Below are 25,279 nucleotides of genomic sequence, written 5' to 3'. Positions count from 1 at the left end.
AATAAATCAAATTAGCAGTGCACAATAATAGATAGTCAGGTGGGATCAGCATGAGCGAGCAAAAGCGTAGAAGAAGACGCGAGCGCGGTGGCGCATTAACTGAAGAGCAGCAACTAAAATTAAAAGCTAAGTTGGCAGACAGTCAGGCAAGAGCGCAACAAAACCAGTTAGAGATCCGCCAAGACAGAGCTGCAAAGGTCCCGTTAACACCGGCTCAACAGAGATTGTGGACTGCGTGGCAGCTAGACCCTGAAGACAGTGTGTACAACTTAGCTGGTACACTGACTTTTCAAGGGCAATTAAATAAAGCTTGGGTGCAAGCTGGATTTACCCACTTGGTTGCAAAACACGGTATCTTGAATAGCCGATTTAGTGTTGAGCACGACACCACAGTGCAGCAGCTACAAAGCGAGAGCGCGTTTACCTTTGTTGATGTGCCTAGCCAATCGGATAGTGCACAACAGGCATTCGAAATTGCCGATCAACCTTTTGACTTGACTGCTGAGCCACTATTGCGAGTGGCGCTATTAGAGTCACAAGGGGAGTGCACTTTATTAGTGGTGATGCATCATATTGTGACTGATGGTACATCAATGCAGCAGCTGTTTAATGAATTTATTCAAGCCTATGCTTTATTGCAAAACCACCAAAGTTTACCTGAGGTTGAACCCAAAGCCGATTATTTAGATTATGCTTTATGGCTCGCCAAGCAGGATCACACTGAACTGCTTGAAAAGCAGTTGGCAGGTTGGCAATCGGCGCTTGGCGAAGACTTTGAACCTTTAAGGTTGCCCGCAAATAGCCTCGCAAGACAAGGTGGCAACTATCCGATCACGACACAGTCTCTCGCGTTGCCAACGGCGCTTTGGCAGCAAGTGCAAGCGCTCACCAAACAACACCAAGTGACGCCTTACCTTGTTTTGCTCAGTGCATTTCAATACTTGTTGCACCGCTATAGTGATCAAAGTGATGTTAAAGTTGGGGTGCCAATTGCCAACCGTCACCATGCACAAACACATGGATTAATTGGTTTTTTTATCAATACTCAAGTGGTGAGATTGGAAGTTGATCCGCAAGATAACTTTGCAACGTTACTGGAAAAAGCCAAGTCATTTTCACAATTTGCACAAGCAAATCAGGATTTGCCATTTGAACATTTGCTGGATGCTATCAAGCCGCCGCGTAGTACTGGCAGTCACCCATTATTTCAGGTCATGTTCAACTACTTAAAGCGTGATAAAGGTGCTATGGATGCACTGCAAGGGGTCTCGCTCAAAGATACCCAAGCGCTGCGTTTTTCGATGCCGTTTGACCTGCAATTGGATGTGATCGAGGAAGTGACAGGCGCAACCACCTTGCACCTGTATTACGCCAACACCTTATATAGCGAAGCGTTTGCTAAGCATTGTTTGGACGAACTAGCAGCCTTGCTCTTGGCGGTATCAAACCACCCGAGCGCTCCACTGCAATACTTAGACTGGTACCCACAGCATAGACAGCAATGTTTAGAGGCATTTTCCGAAGGTGCTGCGGCTTTTCCTTGGCAACACTCAATCCCTGACATCATCAGCGAGCAAGCGCGAAAAACGCCTCAGCACAGTGCTTTGATCTTCGCTGGCGAACACCTCAGTTACGCCAAATTTGAACGATATACCAATCAGTTAGCAAACTGGTTAATTGCTCAAGGTGTTGGCAGGGAAGATCAAATTGGGGTGTACTTTGACCGTAGTTTCGAAATGGTCATTGCCTTGATAGGAGTGATGAAAAGCGGCGCAGCGTATGTGCCTCTAGATCCTAATTTACCTGCCGACCGCGTTGACTATATTGCCCAAAATAGCACCTTTAAACTGGTACTGGGAAATCGGGATGGTGCACAGTTTAATGTACCCTATTTTAATTGGTCTGAACTTACAAAAACGCTGACATCTCAAGAGGATGCATATCCAAGTGTGACCATTTTACCTGAGCAAGCCGCTTACGTTATTTATACCTCTGGTTCGACTGGTAAACCAAAAGGCGTTATCAACAATCATCACGCACTATACAACCGTATCAGCTGGCAAGATCAAGCTTATCCAATTGGCAGTGAAGATCGCGTTTTGCAAAAAACACCTTATGGATTTGATGTGTCTGTGTGGGAGTTTTTCTGGCCATTAATGCGCGGCGCAACCCTCGTCGTAGCGGAGCCTGAAATACATAAAGAACCCCGCGAATTGGCATTGCTTATCAAAGCTCAGCAAGTCACTTTGTTGCACTTTGTTCCCTCAATGTTACAGGCCTTTATCAGCGAACCAAAGGCCTCACACTGCGACAGCATTCGCCATATAATTTGTAGTGGTGAAGCATTGCCAGCAGCACTACAGGCAGATGCTTTAAAGCTATTGCCTGACCTTGAAATTCACAATTTATATGGCCCTACTGAAGCTGCCATCGATGTCAGCTATTACGAATGTGACGGCCATGCCGATAAAGCTGTACCAATTGGTAAGCCTATCGCAGGGTGTGAACTTTGGGTGCTTGATCAGCAACTAAACTTAAGCCCGATCGGTGCTGTTGGTGAGTTGTACATCGGCGGTATCGGTTTGGCTCGAGGCTATGCAAACCGTCCAGATCTCAGCGCTGAGCGCTTTGTTGCCAATCCATTTGCGACAGATGGCAGTCGTTTGTATCGCAGTGGTGACTTAGTGCGTTGGAGTGAGCAGGGCGAGCTTGAATATCTAGGGCGAACCGATCATCAGGTTAAGATCCGTGGTCTGCGTATTGAGCTGGGGGAAATTGAAACCCAGCTGTTTGCACAGCCAGGAGTAAAAGAAGCGGTCGTGGTTGCTATCGAGGGTCCAAATGGTGGTGCTCGATTGGCTGCTTATGTAAGCGGTGAGTTACTGGATGACAGTCAATTACAACAGGGCTTGAGTGACGCATTACCAGATTACATGGTGCCAAGTAGCATTATGGTCATGGAGTCTCTACCACTGAGCAGCAATGGTAAGGTTGACCGAAAAGCGTTGCCTGAACCGATATTGCAAACACAAACAGCCTATCAGGCACCGCAAGGTGAGCGCGAGGAATTGCTGTGCCAAACTTGGCAGCAAGTGCTTGGGCAAAGCCCCATAGGTCGTGATGACAACTTCTTTGCACTGGGTGGTGATTCCATTCTCAGCCTACAAATTGTTGCTGCGATGCGCCAGCATGGTTTTGCTTTAAGTGCCAAGCAAGTCTTTGAGGCACCGACGATAGCGCAATTGGCCGTCGAACTGAGTGAACTCAGTGATGAAGATAAAATCCCGCAAATGGTCAGTGGTGCGGTACCACTGCTGCCCATTCAGCAGGCCTACTTTGCAAGACAGCCAAGCAATGTTAATCACTGGAACCAAGCAATCCGTTTGATACCGCCTGCGCCAATTACCTTGGCTGCACTCAATGAGAGTGTACAAGCTTTGATAAAACATCACGATAGCTTGCGTTTGCAATATCAACATCAAGGGACGTGGCAGCAGACATATCGCGACTATGACGAAGCTGATTATCGTGAAGTGGTGTGGTATCAAACCACCACCGACGAAGCATTTGACGCGTACTTAGCAAATGCTGCAGAGCAGGCCCAAAGCAGTTTAAACATTCAGCGCGCCGACTCACTACGGGTGCTGTATGTCCACAGTGAGAGTCGTCAGGCATTGATTTTAATTGCTCATCACCTAGTCATTGATGGTGTATCGTGGCGAATTTTAGTCGATGACTTGCTGCAAGGCATGGAGCAGGTGGCTGCTGGCAAGTCGATTGCGCTGCCATTAAAGAGCCATAGTTATCAATATTGGGCGCAGCAGATCCAAGCTTATCCAAGCAGCCACGACAGTGAATTTGAACTTTGGCAAAACCAGCACAGCGATGCGCTTGCATTGCCAAACTTTGTCGCTGAAGGCGATGACACCATGCACAGTGCCCAAACCATTCAAGTGGCATTGAGTGAAGAGCAAACCCAAGCGTTATTATCACAGGCGCAGCGTCCATATCGCACGCATATTGACGAATTATTGTTGGCGTCATTAAGTGTGGCCCTTAAACAATGGACCGGCAGCAACGAAGCACAGGTCTTTTTAGAAGGCCACGGCCGTGAACCGTGGCAATCTCAGCTTGATTTAAGCCGTACCTTGGGGTGGTTCACCGCACTATATCCGGTGAAATTGACCAACCACCATGAAATTGCAGACACCATTATTGCCGCCAAAGAGCGTTTACGTGCCATGCCAAACAAAGGCATTGGCTATGGTGCGTTCAAATATTATGGCAGCGATGCACAGCAACAAGCACTGCACATTGCGCGCAAGCCACAAATCGAATTTAACTATTTAGGCCAGCTTGATGCCAATTCACATGGGCAATTGGCGGATTGGCAAATGAGCACAGATGGCGTCGGCAGCAGCATTGCCGCGCAAAACCCACTCAGTTCGGATATCGCTATCAATGGCGCAATCCAAAAGGGGGTGCTGAACATGGCCATCACGTACAGTGGTGCCTGTTTAGAACAGTCTGATATGGCGGAGTTTGCCCAGCGCCTCAAGCAGGCGTTGACACAGGTGATTGCGCACTGCTGCGACGCCAATGCACGCTTGACTCCAGCGGATGTACCGCTGTTATCCTTGAGCCAAACAGAGCTAGATGCGCTGCCTATTGCACAGCAAACCGTGTCCAGCATTTATCCGCTCTCAGCCATGCAGCAGGGCATGATGTTCCACTCGATGGTTGAGCAAAGTGCCGCGTATTTAAATCAGTTGCGACTGGATATCAGTGGTCTTGATGTCACGCGCTTTAAAGCGGCATGGCAGCAAGTGGTAGATAGACATGATGCGCTGCGCACTGGGTTTATTTCCACCACATCGCAACAGTTACAATACGTGGTGGCGGGCCATCAAATTGCCTTTAATGAGCTGGATTGGCAGTCAGAGCCGACAAAGTCGACAGCGCCATTGGCTCATTCAATTTTAGAGCAAGGCTTTGCGGTGACCGAAGAAGTGGGCTTAATGTCGTTCACTCTAGTTCAGCAAGGGCCACAGCAGCATCACTTTATTTGGACCTATCACCATATGCTGCTCGATGGCTGGAGTAGCACCGCGGTGTTGGCTGAAGTCATGATGGCATATCAAGGCCAAGCCTTGCCACAGCCTGGGGGCCAGTATCAAGATTATCTTGCATATCTTGCCAAGCAAGATGACGCGGCGGGTGATGATTATTGGCAGACTAGACTCGCACAGTTAAACGACGCCTCTTATCTGAGTGAACTGCAAAATCGTGATGCATTGGATAGCAACCTAGGTTATGCGCAGCACACATTACAGCTTGATGAGCAGCAAGCGGCGCAATTACAGCGTTTTGCACAGCAACAGCAGATCACTGTCAACACCGTACTGCAGGGCGCGTGGTCACTGTTATTGGGTCGTATGTTGAATAAATCATCGGTGTGTTTTGGTGCGACGACATCAGGTCGACCGGCCGATCTTGCGGGCAGTGACAGCACGGTGGGGTTATTTATCAATACCCTGCCAGTGATCAGCACACTGGACAATGAACAGCTTGTTGGACACTGGCTCAAAGCCCGCCAACAAGACAGTATGCAAAGCCGCGAATTTGAGCATACACCTTTGTATCAAATTCAAAAACTGGCTGACGGACAAGTGAGCTTTGATCAGCAAGGCCTGTTTGACAGCTTATTAATTTTTGAAAACTATCCAATTTCAGAGACATTAGGTGCCAATAAGCTAGGTGGGACAGAGTTTTCTCTGGTTGAGAACCGCGAAGAAACCAATTATCCACTGACAGTATTTGTAGAAACGGCTCAAGGGCTGACGATTAACTTTGCTTACCAAGGTTGGCGTTTAAGCGCTGAGTTTGTGGTGCATCTTGCGAGCAATTTGGCGCGCCTACTTGAGGCACTGCAAACGCAAGTTGAACAACCTCTTGGGCACATTCAATTGCTCGATGACGCCACTCAAACTGAGGTGAAGCAACTCGGTGTTGGCTCAATACAACCCCTGCCTAGCAGCGATGCATTGGCAATGTTTGAAGCGCAGGCAAAGCAAACTCCTCAGGCAATTGCGGTACAAAATGAGCAAGGTCAGCAGCTCAGCTATGACGCACTGAATGGTCGAGCAAATCAATTGGCGCAGGTGTTAATCGCCGCAGGGCTGAGCACTGAAATGCCTGTGGCTGTCAGCATGACCCGTGGTATTGAGATGATTGTCGCGATACTAGCGGTAGGCAAAGCAGGTGGTGTGTATGTGCCAATCGCGGTGGAGCTGCCAGAAGAGCGCCGCGATTATATCTGCCAGCACAGTGGCGCTAAGTTTGCAATTACTAATACAGAGGTATTCTTTGCTGATGATGTGACCTGTTTAAACATCGCGGATCTGCCACTGGCATCATATGACAATGGCAACCTCGATGTGCAGCGTCATCACCATCAACTGGTATACACTCTCTATACCTCAGGTTCCACAGGTTTACCAAAAGGTGTGGCAATTAGTCACGGGAACCTGATTAATTTCTTGTTGGGCATGCAGCAGCAATTGGGCTTAGATAGCGCCCTCAATGCATTGGCATTAACCTCATTGTCATTTGATATCTCTGGGCTGGAAATTTATCTACCACTGATAAGTGGTGGTACGGTCACTGTGGCACAAAATGCCTCGACGCTGAGCTCTGCGTTATTGGCCGAGCAAGACTTAATACAAGCCACCCCAGCAGGTTGGCGCAGCTTGTTAGAGCTTAATTTATTAACTCATGTGTCAGGCAAATTGGCCTTGTGTGGCGGTGAAGCCTTGCCTGCAGAGTTGGTCAATGACGTGGCGGCAACGGGGGTCACACTTTGGAACATGTACGGACCGACGGAAACCACCATTTGGTCAAGTTGCTATCAAGTGACACAGACCCCAGTGTATTTAGGTGATGCCACTTTAAATACTCAACTTTATGTGCTGGATAACCAATTAAACCTGTGTCCACAACAGGTGGCTGGTGAGCTGTACATTGCCGGTCTCGGCCTTGCCCGTGGTTATTTATCTCGCCCTGAACTCAGCGCTGAGCGTTTTGTGGCAAACCCGTTTGCAGATGATGGCAGCCGTTTATATCGTACTGGCGATTTGGTGCGTTGGAATCATCAAGGTGAACTAGAATATCTAGGCCGTACTGATCATCAAGTGAAGATCCGCGGTTACCGCATTGAGTTGGGCGACATTGAAGCCCAGCTGTATCGCTGTGAAGGGGTCAGTGAAGCGGTTGTCGTTGATGACAACAGCACGGGCACAACACAGCTAGTAGGCTATGTGTCTGGTAAAGCGCTAGAGAGTGAAATTATTAAAACGACCATTGCCCAGTGGCTACCTGACTACATGGTACCAGCACTGGTGATGACGTTGGATGAAATGCCGCACAACAGCAATGGCAAAATAGATAGAAAAGCATTGCCGGCGCCGCACTGGCAGAAAACCCAGAGGTATGCCGCCCCACAGACAGAGACCGAGTCACGCTTAGCTGCTATTTGGCAGTCAGTATTAGCTGCGGAGCAAGTGGGTCGTGATGATAATTTCTTTGCATTAGGCGGAGATTCTATCAAAGCACTGAGCGTGGCTAGCCAAGGTAACCAATCAGGACTTAATTTTGAACTCCCTCAGCTACTGAGTACGGGCAGTCTTGCCCAATTAGCGGCTTTGATTGATGACAATGAGAACAGTACCAAGCCGGCGCTACTGCGTCAGACACAGAGGTACTCTGGGCTGTCGTTTGCCGAGCAGCGTCAGTGGTTCTTGTGGAAGCTATCACCACAGAGCAGTGCGTATCACATAAAAGGCGGCTTGATGTTGCAAGGGATACTCAATTCAGAGGCACTACAAAGTGCGTTGGACTTTGTCAGCAATCGCCATGATGCGCTGCGCACTGTGTATGTCGAAGATAAAGATGCGCAGGTATCACAGTTTATCGCACCGATTGGTCAATGTGCATATCATGAGTTTGATGCGTCCAATGACGCGGACAGTACTGCATGGCGTGCGGATTTCGTGGCACAGCCATTTGTGTTGACCCAAGGCAACCTGTTCAGAGTTGGCCTTATTAAGCACAGTGATACACAGCATGAACTCGTGGTTGTGATGCACCACATTATCTCTGATGCGTGGTCACTACAGATCATCATCGACGATTTTGCACAGGCATATCGCGATGCGCTATCTGGTAAGGTGTTATCTATCGACACTGCGAGCGTGCGCTACAGCGATTATGCACAGTGGCAGCGGGCTTGGTTAAATGATGAGGTTAAAGCTGAACAGCTCAGCTATTGGCATAGCGTCATTGGTGATGATTTATCTGCGTTGTGTCTGCCAAGCGATGTTTCGACGCAACAAAGTAGCTATCAAGCTGTTACTGAGCAAATTCAGTTAGATGATGCGTTAAAAGTAGCTTTGGCTGACTATGCTAAAGCTAACAACACCAGTTTGTTTAATGTATTAATGACGGCACTGAAGGTATTGTTGCATCGCTACAGTGGGCAATCAACCATTCGAGTGGGTATGCCAATTGCCAACCGCCATAAAGCGGGGACTGAATCTCTAGTTGGTTTCTTTGTGAATACCCAAGTGATCACCACGCACCTCTCAGGCGATGTGTTATTGAGTGATGCACTTGAGCAGGTGAAAACACAGTTATTGGGCGCACAAGCGCATCAAGATTTACCATTTGAGCAACTATTAGATAGCCTTGATTTAGACCGTGACCTAGAACAGCCTTTGTTCCAAGTGATGATCAACCATCAACGCGTCGATGGTGAGGCGCTGCTTGCGCTGCCTCAGTTAGATGTGAGTCCAGTATTGATTGCTGCCAGCGAAGCGCAGTTTGAATTGGTGCTAAACTGTTATGAAAACAGCGAAGGGCTCACCGATATTGAGTTTGAATTTGCCAAAGAGCGCTTTAGCCCGGCGCGCAGAGCCGAATTAGCCTGTGCGCTTAATTCGGTATTGTCTGCGTTAGTCGATAGGCAATCACAGCGCATTGCCGATCTCGTGTTACTCCCAGAAGTACAGCAAGTGCAGTTGCATGCTCTGAGTCAGGGGCAAGTGTATACGGCGGCAAATTTGGTCACGTCGCAATTAAGCACGATGACAAATCAATACCCGCACAATATCGCACTGAAATTTGCCGATACGGCATTGAGTTATCAGCAGCTCGCAGCGCGTAGTAACCGTTTGGCACATTATCTGTGTGCACAGTCTCATCCGGTTGTGGCGGTACGTTTTGCGCGTGGCATTGACATGGTGATTGCAGCTTTGGCTGTGCTGAAATCCGGTGCGACATACGTGCCGATTGACCCAAGTTTGCCGCTTGAGCGTCAGCAATATATTGCACAGCAAAGTGGCGCTGGTTTATTGCTGAGTGATGATATTTCCAGTGAGCTAATGGGTGTGCCTACCCATACATTGGATGAGTCTAAGCTCAGCGCTTATCCGACAACGGCACTCAGCAACACTATTTTACCGCAGCAAACGGCCTATATGATTTTCACGTCGGGTTCGACGGGGTTACCAAAAGGGGTCGCTGTATCTCATCAGGCTCTGGCAGATCATTGCTATGCCATGCAGCAGTATTATCACTATCAAGTAGGCGATCATGCTTTGCTATTCGCCTCAATGGGCTTTGATGCGGCGCTGGAGCAGTTGTTAATGCCATTGCAAAGTGGTGCACAGTTGAGTGTGGTGGACCCTAAATCTATGGGCCCAGATGTACTCGTCGAATTCGTTGAGGCTGAACAAGTCACCGTAGTGGACTTACCGCCTGCGTACTTACGTCATGTGTCAAAGTTGGACTCAGTGCGCCTATGTATTGTCGGTGGTGAAGGCTGGCATCAAGGTGACTTTAAGCTGGCTCAGCAAAGCTTGCCACAAGCGCAGTTTGTTAATGCCTATGGCCCAACCGAAGCCGTGGTGACACCAACGTTGTGGATGGGTGATGCCAAGTCTTCTGTTGATGGTCGCTACGTTCCGATCGGCAAGCCGGTCGGCAATCGAAACGTGTATGTGCTAGATAATGACCTGAATTTGTTGCCACACGGTGCAGTGGGTGAGCTGTATATTGGCGGCAGTTGTTTAGCTGAAGGCTATGTGCAGCAAGCTGATTTAACCGCCGAACGATTTGTGGCGGACCCGTTTAGTGACAATGGCACGCGACTGTATCGCACGGGTGATTTAGTGCGCTGGAATGCGCAGGCACAGCTGGAATACTTAGGCCGTGTTGACGATCAGATTAAAATTCGTGGTCACCGCATTGAGTTAGGTGAAATTGAGGCGCAGCTCAGCGCGCTCGATGGGGTGGCACAGGCGGTTGTTTTGGTGCAAACCCCGCAGGAGCAACCAGTGTTAGTGGCATTTGCAGTCAGTGATAAGCTGACAGGCAGTGCGCTGCAAGTTGCGCTACGCGAGCGGCTACCTGAATATATGATCCCGCAAGCCATTGAAATTGTGGCGCAGTTGCCGCTTAATCAAAATGGTAAGGTGGATCGTAAACGCTTACCGACACTTACACTTACCTCGGAGCAAGGTGCATTTGTGCCGCCACATGCGGGCCTTGAGCAGCAGGTAGCACAGATTTGGCAATCACTGTTAAATGCCCCGCAAGTGAGTCGACACGATAACTTCTTCGCATTGGGAGGAGACTCCATCAGTGCACTGCGTTTGGTGCCTAGAATTAACCAATTAGGTGATTACGGCATTGAAGTTAAAGATATTTTCAATGCACCGGATTTGGCGACTTTAGCCCAGTTGACTTCGCAGTCTGAGCAGGGGTCAGCGCGTTTAGCACTAGTGCCGGTCGAGCGAACACAGCTAATGCCGGTGTCAGCGGCGCAGCAAAGCTTGTGGCTGACGGATAGAATGAGTGATGCTGCGGATAAAGCGGCGTATAACATCGCGGGGGGCGTATCTCTAAGTGGTAAACTAGACATTCAGGCTCTTGAGCTGGCATTTAACCAGCTACTTGCTCGCCATGAAGTGCTGCGTACTCGCTTTGTGAATGTTGAGGGCGAGCCGCGCAGTGAAGTGCTTGAAAATGTACACTTCTCTATTGCTGTTGAGCAGGTTGAATGTGAGCAAATGGCGATGCAAATTCGCCGTGACTTTGAGCAGCTGTACTTTGATTTAAGCACAGCCCCATTGATGCGCGCAAAAGTGCTGCAAGTGGGGGCTGATAGCTATCAATTATTGGTGAGTATGCATCACATTGTCAGTGACGGATGGTCAATTGCCAACTTGGTACAAGAACTCGGTGTATTTTATGCAGAGCAGCTAGGTGACAGTAGTTTGGCAGAAGCGATGGCGCCGTTGGAAGTGCAGTACGCGGATTATGCCCACTGGCAAAATGCCCGTTTAGCATCCGACGAAGGAGCTCAAAACAACACATTCTGGCAGCAGCAGCTAGAGGCGGCACCACAGGTCACGACTTTACCGCTTCATTTCCCGCGCCCTGAGAAACCAAGCAGCCAAGGCGAACAGGTACGTTTTGATATTCAAGCTGATACAGCGTCGCAATTGCAAGCATTGAGCGAGGCGCATCAGGTTTCCTTATTTGCTTTATTAAAAGCCAGTTATATGGCGTTTTTGAGCCAGCAAACGGGGCAGCAAGACTTAGTGGTTGGCACGCCGATGGCAGGTCGAGGAACACTCTCGCTGGAGCCATTAATTGGCTATTTCATTAAGGTGATGCCACTGCGCGTAAAAGTCAGTGCAGATGATAGTCTTATCAGTTTGGCAAAGCAGGTTCAGCAGCAATTTTTAGCACTGCAAGATAACCAGCTACTGACGCTTGAGCGGATCATGCAATTGGTGGATACGCCGCGCCAAGCGGGCACTTCGCCAATCTTCCAGCAGTTATTTGTAATGCAAAATACACCACAGCCACGCTGGCCTGTTGAAGGCATGGAGATCACTGAGCTGCCAAGTGGTGAAGTGAGCAGTAAGTTTGACTCAGGCATCTTCATTGAGCCGAGTGAAACTGGGTTTAGTGGTAATCTGGTATTTAAAACAGATCTCTACCTGAAAGACAGAATGGCGACCTTGGTCACTCAGTGGTTGAGTTTGTTGGATACTTTGGCAGCCAATCCTGAGCAAGCCTTACCTAGGCCTAAACGCAGTAGCGGCGCTAAAAAACGCAAGTCTGCCAAGTTTGGTAAATTGAAAAAGTAAGCTTATTTATTTAAACCCAAAGCCAAGATCACATGATGAACTTGGCTTTTTCATCTTCTTACTAGCCTTATACCATCTCTTGGGCAGGTAAAGGCGTAATATTGCGTGTTTTCCTTAAAAAAAATCCTATTTTGCTCGTCATTAAAAGACATCCCTAGATTGTGGGCAAACAATGCCTATTGCAATGTACTGTTATGAGTACTGAGTCTGCCAACATGATTGGCTGAAAACACCTAGGGTAAGCACATTATTGGTTAATTCATAATGGGCTGTTTGGATACAACCCTGTGTGCCAAATGGCTCCAACTTTACTGCAAGAGACATTTGGCATGATGCAAAAGTATATTGATGCATATCCGCAGGGCCTAGGCCTGAGTGTTCAACAAAAACAACATCTATCAACACATGAGAACAGTACACCAGCGATGCATAGTGTATTGGTACCGATTGCGTCAGAATTAAACGTGTCAGTATTAAGTCAGCGAGCGAGAGCAATTGCCGAGCAACAGCTGGTATTACAGTTTGCATTTGTTCAAATCGAGGGGCAAGGCGAGATACATCAGATGCCTGTCGAATCTGTTTCGCCCTCTTGTGAGGTTGTAGACTGCGCTGCGGATTTATCGGCTGTTGAACATGCAAAGCTGATCCCGGTGTCTTTGAATGCAGCACAGGGGCTCAATATTCAATTGAGTCAGTTCGATGTTAATCAGCAATCCTACTTATTGGTACATGCCAATGCGCTGGTATTAGATATTGCCAGTGTTTACGAATATATTGATGCATTACTGCATGGTGTTGAATGTGATGGCGATGTTGTCCAATATCCTGATTTTTTAGCTTGGGTGCAAGATACAAACTCTGTGCCAGAGGCGGCTCAAGGGGCGGCTTATTGGCAGCAAGTGGGCAGCAAATTACAACCGTTAGATAAACATTTTCACTTGCCTTACCGCAAAGCGCCAGAAGTCAGTGATAGGCAGGCCCAGCAAAGTCAGACGTACACTTTGGACTCATCGTTATTGCAGCGCATTGATAACTTGGCCGAGCAACTTGAATTGGACGCTGATGTCATATTGCAGGCGACGTGGTGGTTATTGCTCGCTAGGATCAGTCAAAATAAGGGCTTTGTCGCTGGTCTTGGTTACGATGCCAGACAGATCAGCGAAGAGCTTGAGGGTACCCTGGGTGTGTATCAATTGCATTTACCGCTGGCCATTGAAGTGAACCCGACACAAACGCTCAGTGCTTGGTTGACTCACTTCGACTTTCAAAATGAGCAGCATGTTGAATGGGCTGAGTCCTTTGCTGGCCTCGCCGAATATGGCATAAACACTGCGCCGAGCTGTCTGATGCAGGTGTGGCATGGAGAGGTGCAGGGCCAGCTACTGCGCTTAGATGATGGCAGTGAGCTGCATTTGATGTGTGTGCTGCAAGAAGATGAGGCGGTGTTAACACTGCGTTATGATAGCCAAGCTTACAGTGGTGATGCTGTTCAGACATTGCTCGCGCAATATAAGCAGCTACTAATGCAATTGGATAGCCAGCTTCACACGCCAGTTGGTGCACTGCAAATTGCCACTGAACAAGAACAGCAGCGCTACTTGGGAATCAATCGCCCTGCCACTGATGTGCCTTTGCTATTTGAGAAAATCTCGCAGTTTGCGCAGCAAAATGATGTGTTGGCACTGACCGATGGGCAGCAAAGCCTTGATTACGCTGCATTAGATAACCGTTTGCTGCGCATTGCTCAGGTACTGAAAAATAAAGGCGTAGTCAGTAATGACATCGTCACAGTGGCTTTACCCCGCAGCTTTGAGCAAGTTTTGGTGATTTTAGCCATTCAACGTTTGGGTGCGGCATACTGTCCGGTTGATCCGGTCTGGCCCGAAGCACGCCAAGCACAGATCATCTCTGCGGCGGGCGCCTCGTGCCATATTAGCGAGCAAAGCAATGACCATGCTTTAGGTTTAGCGGCGCTACTCAGTGAAGCTGAACAACTTACTACCGTGGACACCATTGCTTTACCTAATGCCCAGCAAGCAGCCTATGTGTTGTTTACTTCAGGCTCTACGGGCACCCCCAAAGGCGTGGTGATTGAGCATGGCCAATTGGCCCATTATTGCTTTGGCTCCAGTGAGGCACTTAATTTGGGGGCTGAGCGTTATGGCTTGACTTCAACCGTGGCGGCGGACATTGGTAACACCTGTTTGTTTAACGCTTTTTATAATGGGGGCAGCCTCATCGTTGCGCCTGAGCAAGCGGTCAGAGAAGGACAGGCCTTTGCGCAATTTGTCACGGCGCATCAGGTTGAGGTGGTGAAAATTGTGCCTTCACATTTGCAAGCGTTATTGGAAGCTGAGCCCAAAGCACTGCCGCAAAAATTAGTTTTGGGTGGAGAGGCGAGTGCGCCGACTTTACTACAAAAAATTCATCAACTTAGCCCAAGCACAGAAATCTATAATCACTATGGCCCAACGGAGGCGACCGTCGGTGTGTTGTCTCACCAATATCATGACTTAACCAGCTTTGCTGGCACTGTCGCCAAGTTGAGCAAGGCGTTTTCCGGTACCTCGATTTACATTCTGAACGAGCAAGGCGCGCTTTGTGCCATGGGTGAGCAAGGTGAGTTACATATTGCGGGCACACAGTTGGCCCGTGGTTATCTTGGTAAAGGGGAGCACGAAGGCTTTATTACTGACAGTTCGTGGGCACCGCGTCTTTATCCTACAGGTGACGTTGCCAGATATATGCCGGATGGCAGCATAAGCTTATCTGGCCGTAAGGATGATCAGGTGCAAATTCGCGGTTTCCGTGTTGAGCCCAATGACGTTGCCGCTGCTGTGAGCCGCTGCCTTACTTCGGTAGGCTGTTATGTCACTGCCCATAAAGTGGCTGGTCAAACCGCGTTAGTGGCTTATCTGACAGGATTCAGCTATCAAGGCGAGGCAGCCTTAGGCTTATTGACTGGTGATGTGAATCAATACCTTCAAACCAGTTTGCGTGAACAGTTACCTGAAGCCATGGTGCCACAGTTTTTTGTGGCGCTTGAACAGTTGCCACTGCTGGCGAATGGCAAAGTTGATCGCAGTCAGCTGCCAGACGTTGCAAAATTACAAACTCGCCACTACGTTGCGCCCAACTCGCAATTAGAAACATGGTTAGCGGATGCGCTGGCAAACATTCTTGAAGTGGACAAAGTCAGTTGTGATGCAAGTTTCTTTGACCTTGGCGGTCATTCTCTGGCGGCCATTAAACTGGTGACGCGCATCAAGCAGCAGCTGCTGATGGATGTTGAGCCGACCTTGGTGTTTGATAATGCCACCATAGTGAAATTTGCAGCGGCTTTAAGCGCACAGCATAGCAATCCGCAAAAATTAGAAAAAATCGCCATGACGCAATTAAAACTGGCAACATTATCGCCCGAGCAGCGCAAAGCGCTGCAGCAAAAACTCGGCTTGGGCAGCTAGTACACGTAATCCATTCAACTTTGTATATGGGAGTCGATGACTCCCTTTTCCTTTTTTCGAGATACACATGAACAACGACGATATTCTTGATGTGCTTGCAGATGAACTGGACCTTGAATTACTTGGTGAGCTGTTTGCTGAGCAACCAGAGATTGATAACCAGATCCCAAAACACCCAGACACGTTTGGCAACTTATCTTTTCAACAGCAAAGGCTGTGGTTACAACAACAATTAACCCCGGAGTCGATTTCATACAATGTCCCCCGTGCCTTTTACATTGAGACGGCTTTGGACATCGACAAACTACAAGCAGCGCTGAACGCTTTGGTAAATACCCATCAGGCGCTGGCAACGCGCTTTAGCAATGACAATACACCAAGACAGTACTTGGTTGAAGATGCACAGGTGCCGTTGTCGATATTGACGTTAGATACATCGTTGCAGGTGTGCGCAGCGGTTGATGTGTTGGGCTCGAATATAGTAACGGATTGGTTTGCTCAGCCGTTTGACTTGAGTTGTGCGCCATTAATGCGCGCCGCTTGGATAGCGTACGGCAAAGGCGGGATTTTATTGTTAGATAACCATCATATTGCCAGTGATGGATGGTCATTGAATTTAACTTTACGAGATTTAGTGCGGGCCTATTTTGGTGAGCCACTATCACCAACTGGGTTGCGATATTTAGATTATGCCCAGTGGCAGCGCAATGCCCTTGAGTCTGAAATGGGACAGCAAGCGTGTTCATATTGGCAAGACTATGTGAATTTTGAGCCTCAACATCTTGCACTACCAAAAGCTGAGCAAGCGAGCGATGAGCGCTATGCTGTGGTGGCAAAAGCGCCATTATCTGCCGAGCAAACCTGTGCACTTAGGCAGCTATCTCAGCAATATAACTTGACGGTTTCATCGTTAACCATGGCGCTGTATCAGATAGTGTTGTCGCGCTTTAGCGACGCACAGCAGTTTTTATTGGGTGTGCCTACGGCTGCCAGAAATCATCCAGATATTAGCGAAATTGTTGGCTTTTTTGTTAATACGCAGCTGTATAAAAGTGAGGCGCTGCCCGAGCGTACCTTGGTGGAGGTTGCTCGAGCTGTACAACAGCATACTCTGACTGTGATTGAGCATCAGCTTATCCCATACGAATGGCTGGCTAGAGAGCTTGGCTGGCAGCAAACGGGTGAGCAAAGTCACTTCCAAGCCATGTACAACTTTTCAGAGTACAAGCCCAGCAGTGATGGCCCAATGCCACTGCCACTGACGCCCATTGTGGTTGATAAGTTTGAAGCCAAGTTCCCGCTCTCATTAGAAGTCATTGAGCAAGCCGATAGCTTATTGATCCAATTTGAAGGCGATCCAAAATACTATGATATGCAAGTGCTGGAGCGCTTGTTGGCATCCTTTATTGCATTTACCTCCAAGCTGGTCAGTTTGCCAGATGCCGCGCTTGGGAATGTGGCCGTAGAATCGGTGCCATTAAAAGCTGCACCAGTTGCGCCAGCCGCAGATTACATGTCTTTGTTAGTGCAGAACTTTGCCACACATCAAAACCACATTGCAGTATCTGATTTGCAAGGCACTTCATTGACATATGCCCAGCTTGATACACGCAGTGCGCAATTGGCTAATTATCTGTTGGCTGAGGGCTTGCAAAGCGAGCAAAAAGTCGCGCTGATGTATGAACGAGATGTGGATATGCTGGTGGCCATGTTGGCTGTATTACGTGCTGGTGGCGCTTATGTCCCTGTAGACCCCAAGTTACCTCAATCACGTATTGACTATATCCTCTTGCACAGTGGTACGCAGTTGGTGCTGCACAACCTCGCAATACCCTTGGAAACAGTGGTTGATCAGCGCAATACAGCGACTTTATCTTTGCAAGGTTATGCTGATAAAGCCCCGGCTATCACTATCCACCCCGCGCAATTGGCGTATGTGATTTATACCTCGGGGTCGACTGGTACACCAAAAGGGGTGGCTATTAGCCATCAAAACCTCAGCAACTTTTTAGCGGCAATGCAGGAGAAGTTTGCTTTACAGCGCAAAGACACTGTGTTGGCACTGACGTCTTTGTCGTTTGATATTTCAGGTCTTGAATTACATTTGCCGTTGTATGTCGGTGCGAAGGTATTAATTGCTCAACAGCAAAACCAGCTTAGCACCGCCATTTTGGCGGATGTATCTGTGATTCAAGCAACTCCGGCTGGGTGGCGTGCACTGCTTGCACAGAACTTAATCGAAAAACCAGTGCTAGGCCTATGTGGTGGTGAAGCACTTCCCGCGGAACTGGCAGCCGATTTACTCGAAAAACAAGTCACTCTGTGGAACATGTATGGACCGACGGAAACCACGATTTGGTCTTCTTGCCAGCAGGTTGAGGGTCCTCATATTCACCTTGGCCAAACGGTACGTGCTAATCAATTTTATGTGTTAGATGGCGCTTTGAATCAAGTGCCAGATGGTGTAGCAGGTGAGTTGTACATTGCGGGTGACGGCCTTGCTCGTGGTTATTTAAACCGCCCTGAACTCAGTGCTGAGCGTTTTATTGCTAATCCATTTTGCCATGCTGGCAGTCGTATATATCGCACTGGGGACTTAGTAAAATACAACTGCGCAGGCCAATTAGAATATTTAGGACGCACCGATCATCAGGTGAAAATTCGTGGTTTTAGAATTGAATTAGGGGAGATTGAAGCGCACCTTTACCAACAGTCAGCTGTGGCGGAAGCCGTGGTGGTAGCAGAAGAGTTACCAACAGGGACGCGTTTGGTGGCCTATGTGGCAGGGAATGGACTTGAAAGCAATACACTACAAGCACAGTTAGCAGAGCAGTTGCCACACTACATGGTGCCAAGTGTCATCATGGTCTTGGATAAATTACCACTTAATAACTCAGGCAAAATTGATAGGCATGCTTTGCCAAAAGCACAAGATGGCCAAATTGCAGGCTATGTTGAGCCTGAGAATGAGCAAGAGCAGCAATTGGTCGACATTTGGCAAACGGTCCTCAAGACGTCGCCGATTGGCCGTGAGGATGACTTTTTCACTTTAGGTGGAGACTCAATTAGCGCACTGCAATTGGCCAGTCGCATCAGTGAGACCCTAGAGTGCAACTGTGCGGTAAAAGATGTGTTTGATGCACCAAATGTGGCTGCTTTAGCCGCGTTGTTAAACAAAGCAGACAATACTCAGCTACCTCAACTGGTCAAAGTCGCTACCCAGCCTAGTTATGAATTAGCACCAGCGCAGTTGAGCTTGTGGCTATCTGATCAACTAGTAAAAGAGCAAGACAAACACGCGTTTAATATCTCGGGTGCTGTCACACTGCGTGGTGCATTAGATATTAACCTACTACAGCAAGCCTTTGACCTAGTGATAGCGCGCCATGCCTCTTTGCGCATGCGCTTTGTTGAGCATTTGGGTGAAGCCAGTATACAAGTCTGTGATCACCTTGATTTTAAACTGACTGTGACGGTACTGACGCATTTAAATGAAGGCGAGCGCACGGCGCAAAGCCAGCAATTGCAGCGCGAATTTGAAAATCAGCCGTTTGATTTAACTGAGGCGCCGCTGCTGCGCGCCATGCTTACTCAGCTCGATGAGAGAGAGTATCAACTGTCGGTCAGCACCCATCATATTATCTCCGATGGTTGGTCGATGAGCGTATTAATTGGTGACTTGGCAACGGCATATCAGGCACTGGCTAGCCAGCAGCCACCAAGTTGGTCGCCATTACAGTTCGATTATGTGGATTATGCCAACTGGCAGCAAACGCTGCTCAGCGGTGAATCAGGGGAGGCGCTGAGAGCCTATTGGCGTGACCATTTAGCAGCGGCACCTGCAAATAGTGCATTGCCAAACCACTACCCGCGCCCTGCGCAGTTAAGTAATGAAGGGGGTTTGGTGGTTGGCGCATTTGATGCAGATCAAACTAAGCGCTTAAAAGCGTTTGCCAATGAGCAGCGAATATCACTGAATGCCTTGCTGTTATCCGGTTATTTCTTGTTCTTACATGCCATAAACGATCAGCCAGATGTGGTGGTTGGCAGTGACTTTGCTGGGCGTGATAACCCGGCGCTTGAGGCCTTGATTGGTTTTTTTGTACGAGTATTACCACAGCGCAGTCAGCTTGATGAAAATGCTTTAATTATTGATTTTATTAGACAAACTCAAGAGTTGTCGCTGCAGGTGATGGCCCATCAAGCACTTGGTTTGGAGTCATTGACCGAGTTATTGGATACCCCTAGGGTGAACAATCTTCAACCACTCGTACAGCAGTTATTTGTCATGCAAAACACGCCACAACAGCAGTGGATGATGGATGAAATTAGCCTTGAACCTGCCGACAGCCTCAGTGCGATTAGCAGTAAATTTGACAGTGCGCTTTTCGTCATTGAGGCGGATGAGTTGCAATGCCAGTGGGTGTTTAGAAAACAACTTTACAACCCAGAGAGTATGCAGCAATGGTTGGGGCGTTGGCAGCAATGCGTATTGCAACTCATGGAGATGAGCGAACAGCCTGTTCGCAATGTAATTTCGCCAATGATTCAGGAATTTAAAACTATGCAAAAAGCCGCCCGCGGAAATTCATTTTCAGGATTAAAGAAAGGTCTTAAAAAACGTGCAAAGGCACCTGCTGCGCCGATAAAAACGTATTTTTTACCAGACACTGAGCAGTTTCCCATTCTCGTAGAGCCGACGTCCCCTGACCTTGACCCAATCAACTGGGCAAGTAATAACCGTGATGTAATCGACAGTTATTTAAAGCAGTACGGCGGCATTATATTTAGAAACTTCGCGCTGCAATCACCGCAAGAGTTTGAGTCATTTGCCGATGCGATTCAGCCGGGGCTATATGGCCAATATGGCGACTTGCCGAAAAAAGAAGGTGGTAAGAAAACATATAAGTCGACGCCTTACCCTGAGCGCCAAATGATTTTGTATCACAATGAGAGTTCTCACTTAGATAAGTGGCCGCGCAAGCAATGGTTCTTCTGTGAGTTGCCATCCGTGGTTGGCGGTGCGACGCCGATTGTGGATTGCCGTCGTATGCTCAAAGAGTTACCGCAAGAGTTGGTTGCAAAAATTAAAGAAAAAGAACTACTTTATGTTCGTAACTTTATTCCGAATCTTGATGTCGCTTGGCAGGATTTTTACAAAACTGACGACAAAGCGGAAGTTGAAGCACGGCTGACCGCCAGCAATACCGAATTCCGTTGGCTAGATAATGGTGGCTTGCAAACTCGCACTAAAACCCATGGTGTGATTAAGCACCACCTCACGGGCGAAGACTCTTTCTTTAACCAGGTACAGTTACACCATGAATCTTGCTTAGAAGAAAGCGTGCGCAAGGACCTGATAGAGATGGTTGGCCACGAATATTTACCGCGCAATGTGTTCTTTGGAGATGGCTCACCTATCAGCTATGAAGAAATGACTCTTATTGGCGAAGCCTATGAGCGCTGTGCGGTTCGATTCGCTTGGCAAAAAGGCGACGTGGTGATGCTCGACAACATGTTAGCAGCCCATGCTCGTGACCCTTATGAAGAGCCGAGAAAAATCGTTGTTGCTATGGGTGATATGGTATCTCAACAACAATTAGCTGAAGCGAATACAGCACAAGCAGAGCAGGAGTGTTTAGCATGATCACAGAGTACATCGAAGAATATCAACAAGGTGTCGTACTGACTGCAAACCAGCAGAGCTTTGTGGCAGAGGGCGAAAACACGTCAACATTGGTGCAGTTATTAGTGCCTTGTTCAGCGAGTTTGCAAGAGATCCAGCGTTGCGGCGACGAACTAGTGCAATCTCATCTTAGTTTGGCTTCAAACTATCAGCAGGTCGAAGGTTTTAAAGGACTGCGTGCCGTACCAAGCCGTGACGCCAGAATAAAGGTGGATAGTGCTGAGTGGACAAAGGCCGATGCACCGAGTTTGGCTCAACTGGCGATGATCTCTCCAGTTGAAATTGCGCCTAATGCAGGCTGCAATCTGCATCTGACTCGCATCCATACCCCAGAGCAGAGCTATTTGGCGCTGCGTGGTTTTGCTGGTGCTTTGGATTTACCATCATTGGAAATCATTGCCACCATCATTAGTGGTCAGCCAGATGATGAAGAGGCATTGCAATTTCCTGATTTTGTCGCCTGGCAGCAAGAGATGTTGCATGATGAAGATGGTTTAGCGGGCCAAGTATACTGGCAAAATTATTTAACGGGTGATATCCCGACACCATTGCAACTGCCCTATAATATGGGCACGGTCAGTGAAGGTGAACGCAGCCATACGCAAATTCACTATGATATTGATGCTGCACTGTGGCAGGGTGTCTCGCAGTTTGCCGGTACATTAGATACTTCAGCGCAGAACATTGCACAATATGCATGGTGGTGGTTGATGGCGCGCTTAGCAACAACACCACGCTTTTTGACTACACTGCATTATGATCCACGTCTTGAAGACGAGGCATTTGAAGGAGCTTTGGGCCGATATGCGAAAAGCTTACCGCTCATTGTGGAATATCAGCCAGAACAGAGCTTGCACAGCTGGTTAGGAGCGTTAAACGAGCAGTGTGAAAATCATCGTCAGGTGGCGCAAAGCATTTCTTTGGCACAGCTCAATACCACAATCAATGCAACAGACGCAGTAATTCCACTGCGCAGCGCGCAGCCTGATTGGCAGGTGAATCAGCACCAAGCACTAAACTTGGCCGTTTCTCAACAAGGCGCTTTGACATTAAATTACTGCCAAAACAGTTTTTCTGCTGCTGCGGTGGGTAGTTTGCTTGCGCAGCTGGCTCAGGTGTTGCGTGTTATTCAATCAGCAGAGGTTCATACCCAATCTTCTGATATCAGCATTTTAAGTGACGTACATAAATCACAGCTATTGGCCATCAATGGTGCTCAATTAGCAACACCTGCCGAAACGGTGGTCAAGCGTGTTGCGGGCTTTGCCAATACCAACGCTGACACTGTGGCACTTACTGATGTAAACAGCACACTCACTTATGGCCAGCTATGGCAACAAGTTGAACTCACTGCAAAGGGGCTTATGGCCAGACAGCCTGATTCAACGCAGCCGGTATTATTATTTTTACCAAGAAGTACTGACCTAATCGTGGCGATGCTCGCCAGTATGCGTGCAGGCTTTGGCTTTGTGCCATTAGATCCAGGCTGGCCGCAGGCGCGTGTCGATAAGGTCGTCGCCCAGTTTGATAATGCCACCATGATAGCGCAATCAACGCAATTTGGTGTGACATTGGCGACATTGCAGGTAGAGAGTGATGCAGAGTTGCCACCACTGGCGTCACTTGAAACCAGTCTGGCCTACAGTATTTTCACCTCTGGCTCGACGGGCACACCAAAGGGCGTACGTATCGGCCAGCAACAGCTGAGTGCGTATTGTGCGGCTTCGTGTGACGCTCTCGATTTGTCTGAGCAAAATAATTTTGCGCTGACAGCGACTGTGGCGGCAGATTTGGGTTATACCTGCTTATTTAATGCCTTATATCTCGGTAAGCGACTATACATTGCCAGTGAAAAGCAAAGTATGGACAGCACTGCGTTTGAGGCGTTTTTATCAGAGTATCAGATTGACTGTATTAAAATTGTGCCTTCTCATCTACAGGCTCTGTGCGACTTAAAAGCGCTGCCTTATTTCCCGCAAAAAATTATACTTGGTGGTGAAGCGTGTCCAAACACCTTCTTGCGTTCACTACAGCAGTGGGCGCCGCACAGTGAAATTTATAATCACTATGGGCCAAGTGAAGCTACCATTGGGGTGATGTGTCATCGCTATGTGGCTGGCGATGGTGGTGTGGCTAAGCTCAGTAAGGTCTTTGCTGGCACGAATACGTATGTGTTCAATCAAGTGGGACAGCTATGTAGTTATGGTGAAGTGGGCGAGCTATTTATTGCGGGTGCGCAATTGAGTGAAGGGTATTTGGGTCAGCCAGAGCACCCAGCTTTTACGGTACACAGTGAATTTAATCAACGCGTTTACGCCACAGGCGATCTCGCTCGTTACATGCCTGACAACGCGGTGATGATTCTAGGGCGTAAAGATGACCAAGTAAAAGTACGTGGTTTTAGGATTGAACTGGGTGAAGTTGCGGCGTGTATTGAGCAATTAGAGGGCATTGACCATGCGCTTGTGGTTGCTGATAAAATGGATGGACAGGTGAGCTTAAATGCCTACCTCATTGCTAATCATTATGCGGATGGGGCACTGGGTAGTGAAGCGACGCAAGCGCTGCAAAATGCGTTGTCGCGGGATTTACCAGACGCGATGATCCCATCGGCATTTATGGTGGTGGCACAGTGGCCACGGTTGGGTAACGGCAAAGTTGATCGCAAGGCTCTGCCTTCATTCTCGAGTCAGACATTGGCCTATGAAGCGCCGCAAGGGGAGTTGGAAGAAAAACTCGCAGCAGTCTTTGCACAAGTACTGGAGCTGGATAAAGTCAGCCGCAGCGCCTCGTTTTTCCAATTAGGTGGACACTCTATTGCGGCGATCAAACTGGTTAAGCGCTGGGCGGATAGAGAGGCCTCGGAGCTGCACTTTGATTTAGGGACTTTATTCCAAGCACCGAGCGTTGCTAAATTGGCGGACGTACTCAGCACAGAGGCAGCTGAGCAGATCATACCATTGAATAGCCACAAAGCAGGTAATCGTCAGGTTATTTGCTGCCATGATGGCTTGGGATTGACCCTGAGTTATCGCGCTCTGTCAGAGCAGTTGAATGAGCAGGTCAACTTATTTGCCCTTGAGCCAAATAATGCTGATCTTGCCGTGGATGACTTTGATGCATTGGCTCAAAGTTACGCGGACAAAATCATCGCGCAATTTGCTGGGCAGCATATCGAGTTGTTGGGCTGGTCTATGGGCGGCTTACTAGCAGCAAAAGTGGCAACCTTGTTGGATGCAGCTGGACAGCATGTCACGCAATTGTACTTGGCTGATTCGTGGATCCCAACCGCACACACACGCAACCTCTCTCAGTTAGATGCGGTCAGCGAATTTTTAACGCTGGTGGTTGATAACGGCGGTGAGACATGGACAAAACGCATAGACAGTTATTTTGCGCCGCTACTTGCTGATAACGAGCTGGAAAGTGGTACATTGAGCACGCATTTGCAGGCATTTTGGCAATCTGTTGTTGACGAGTTGCCGCTGCCTTACAATGCGATCTCCGCACAGCAATTGGCGGATACCTTTACCAAGAGTGAGCGTTTAAAGGCATTGCGTGCTGTGAAGTGCACTTTACCAAACCTGCCAGAAACATTGCTAACTCATGTCTTGTGGTCTGCAGAGCGTTTGGCCAGTGACATTGATGGTTACAGTGCGCAATTGGCGAGCCATGGCGCGTCAATGGTGGTTGAACAGCTCGATGTTGGACACCAAGAAGTGGTGCGTCATCCGCAGTTATTTAATGCGGTTGCTACTCAAATTAGCTAACGCTATCCGTCGAAAAATAGGCTGGTTTATAGGGGCGTTTGGGTAACAAACGCCCCTTTTAATGCTTTTTGTCTTATTTTTCTAAATTTTTATCAACGCTTCTCGTCCTGCCTGATGGTGTGGTTTTGGCTGTCAAAAACCGAA

The 25,279-nt window shown here is 48.4% G+C and carries 4 protein-coding genes; all 4 read left to right on the top strand.

The features are described from left to right. Positions 1-50: 50 nt before the first annotated feature. The 4 genes from J8M00_RS23295 to J8M00_RS23280 all read left to right on the top strand — a co-directional run bounded on the left by J8M00_RS23295 (position 51) and on the right by J8M00_RS23280 (position 25,135). Entirely contained in the window at positions 51-12,215 is a 12,165-nt protein-coding gene (locus J8M00_RS23295) for an amino acid adenylation domain-containing protein (RefSeq protein WP_211012841.1), read from the top strand. Positions 12,216-12,511: 296 nt separating this feature from the next. After that, positions 12,512-15,679 (top strand): amino acid adenylation domain-containing protein, encoded by a 3,168-nt coding sequence (locus tag J8M00_RS23290; RefSeq protein WP_211012840.1) that lies wholly within the window; start codon positions 12,512-12,514, stop codon positions 15,677-15,679. Positions 15,680-15,746: 67 nt separating this feature from the next. Beyond that, positions 15,747-21,326 carry a non-ribosomal peptide synthetase gene (locus tag J8M00_RS23285; protein WP_211012839.1) on the top strand — a complete coding sequence of 1,860 codons (5,580 nt, stop codon included), beginning with the start codon at positions 15,747-15,749 and terminating at the stop codon, positions 21,324-21,326. After that, on the top strand, positions 21,323-25,135 hold the full coding sequence (locus J8M00_RS23280) for a non-ribosomal peptide synthetase (RefSeq protein WP_211012838.1): 3,813 nt from the start codon (positions 21,323-21,325) through the stop codon (positions 25,133-25,135). Before J8M00_RS23285 ends, J8M00_RS23280 begins: the two co-directional genes overlap by 4 nt. Positions 25,136-25,279: the final 144 nt, after the last annotated feature.

The organism is Pseudoalteromonas luteoviolacea (assembly GCF_018100925.1).
Classification (GTDB): domain Bacteria; phylum Pseudomonadota; class Gammaproteobacteria; order Enterobacterales; family Alteromonadaceae; genus Pseudoalteromonas; species Pseudoalteromonas obscura.
Note: the sequence above shows the minus strand (reverse complement) of the source record. Positions and strands in the feature narration are given on the sequence as shown.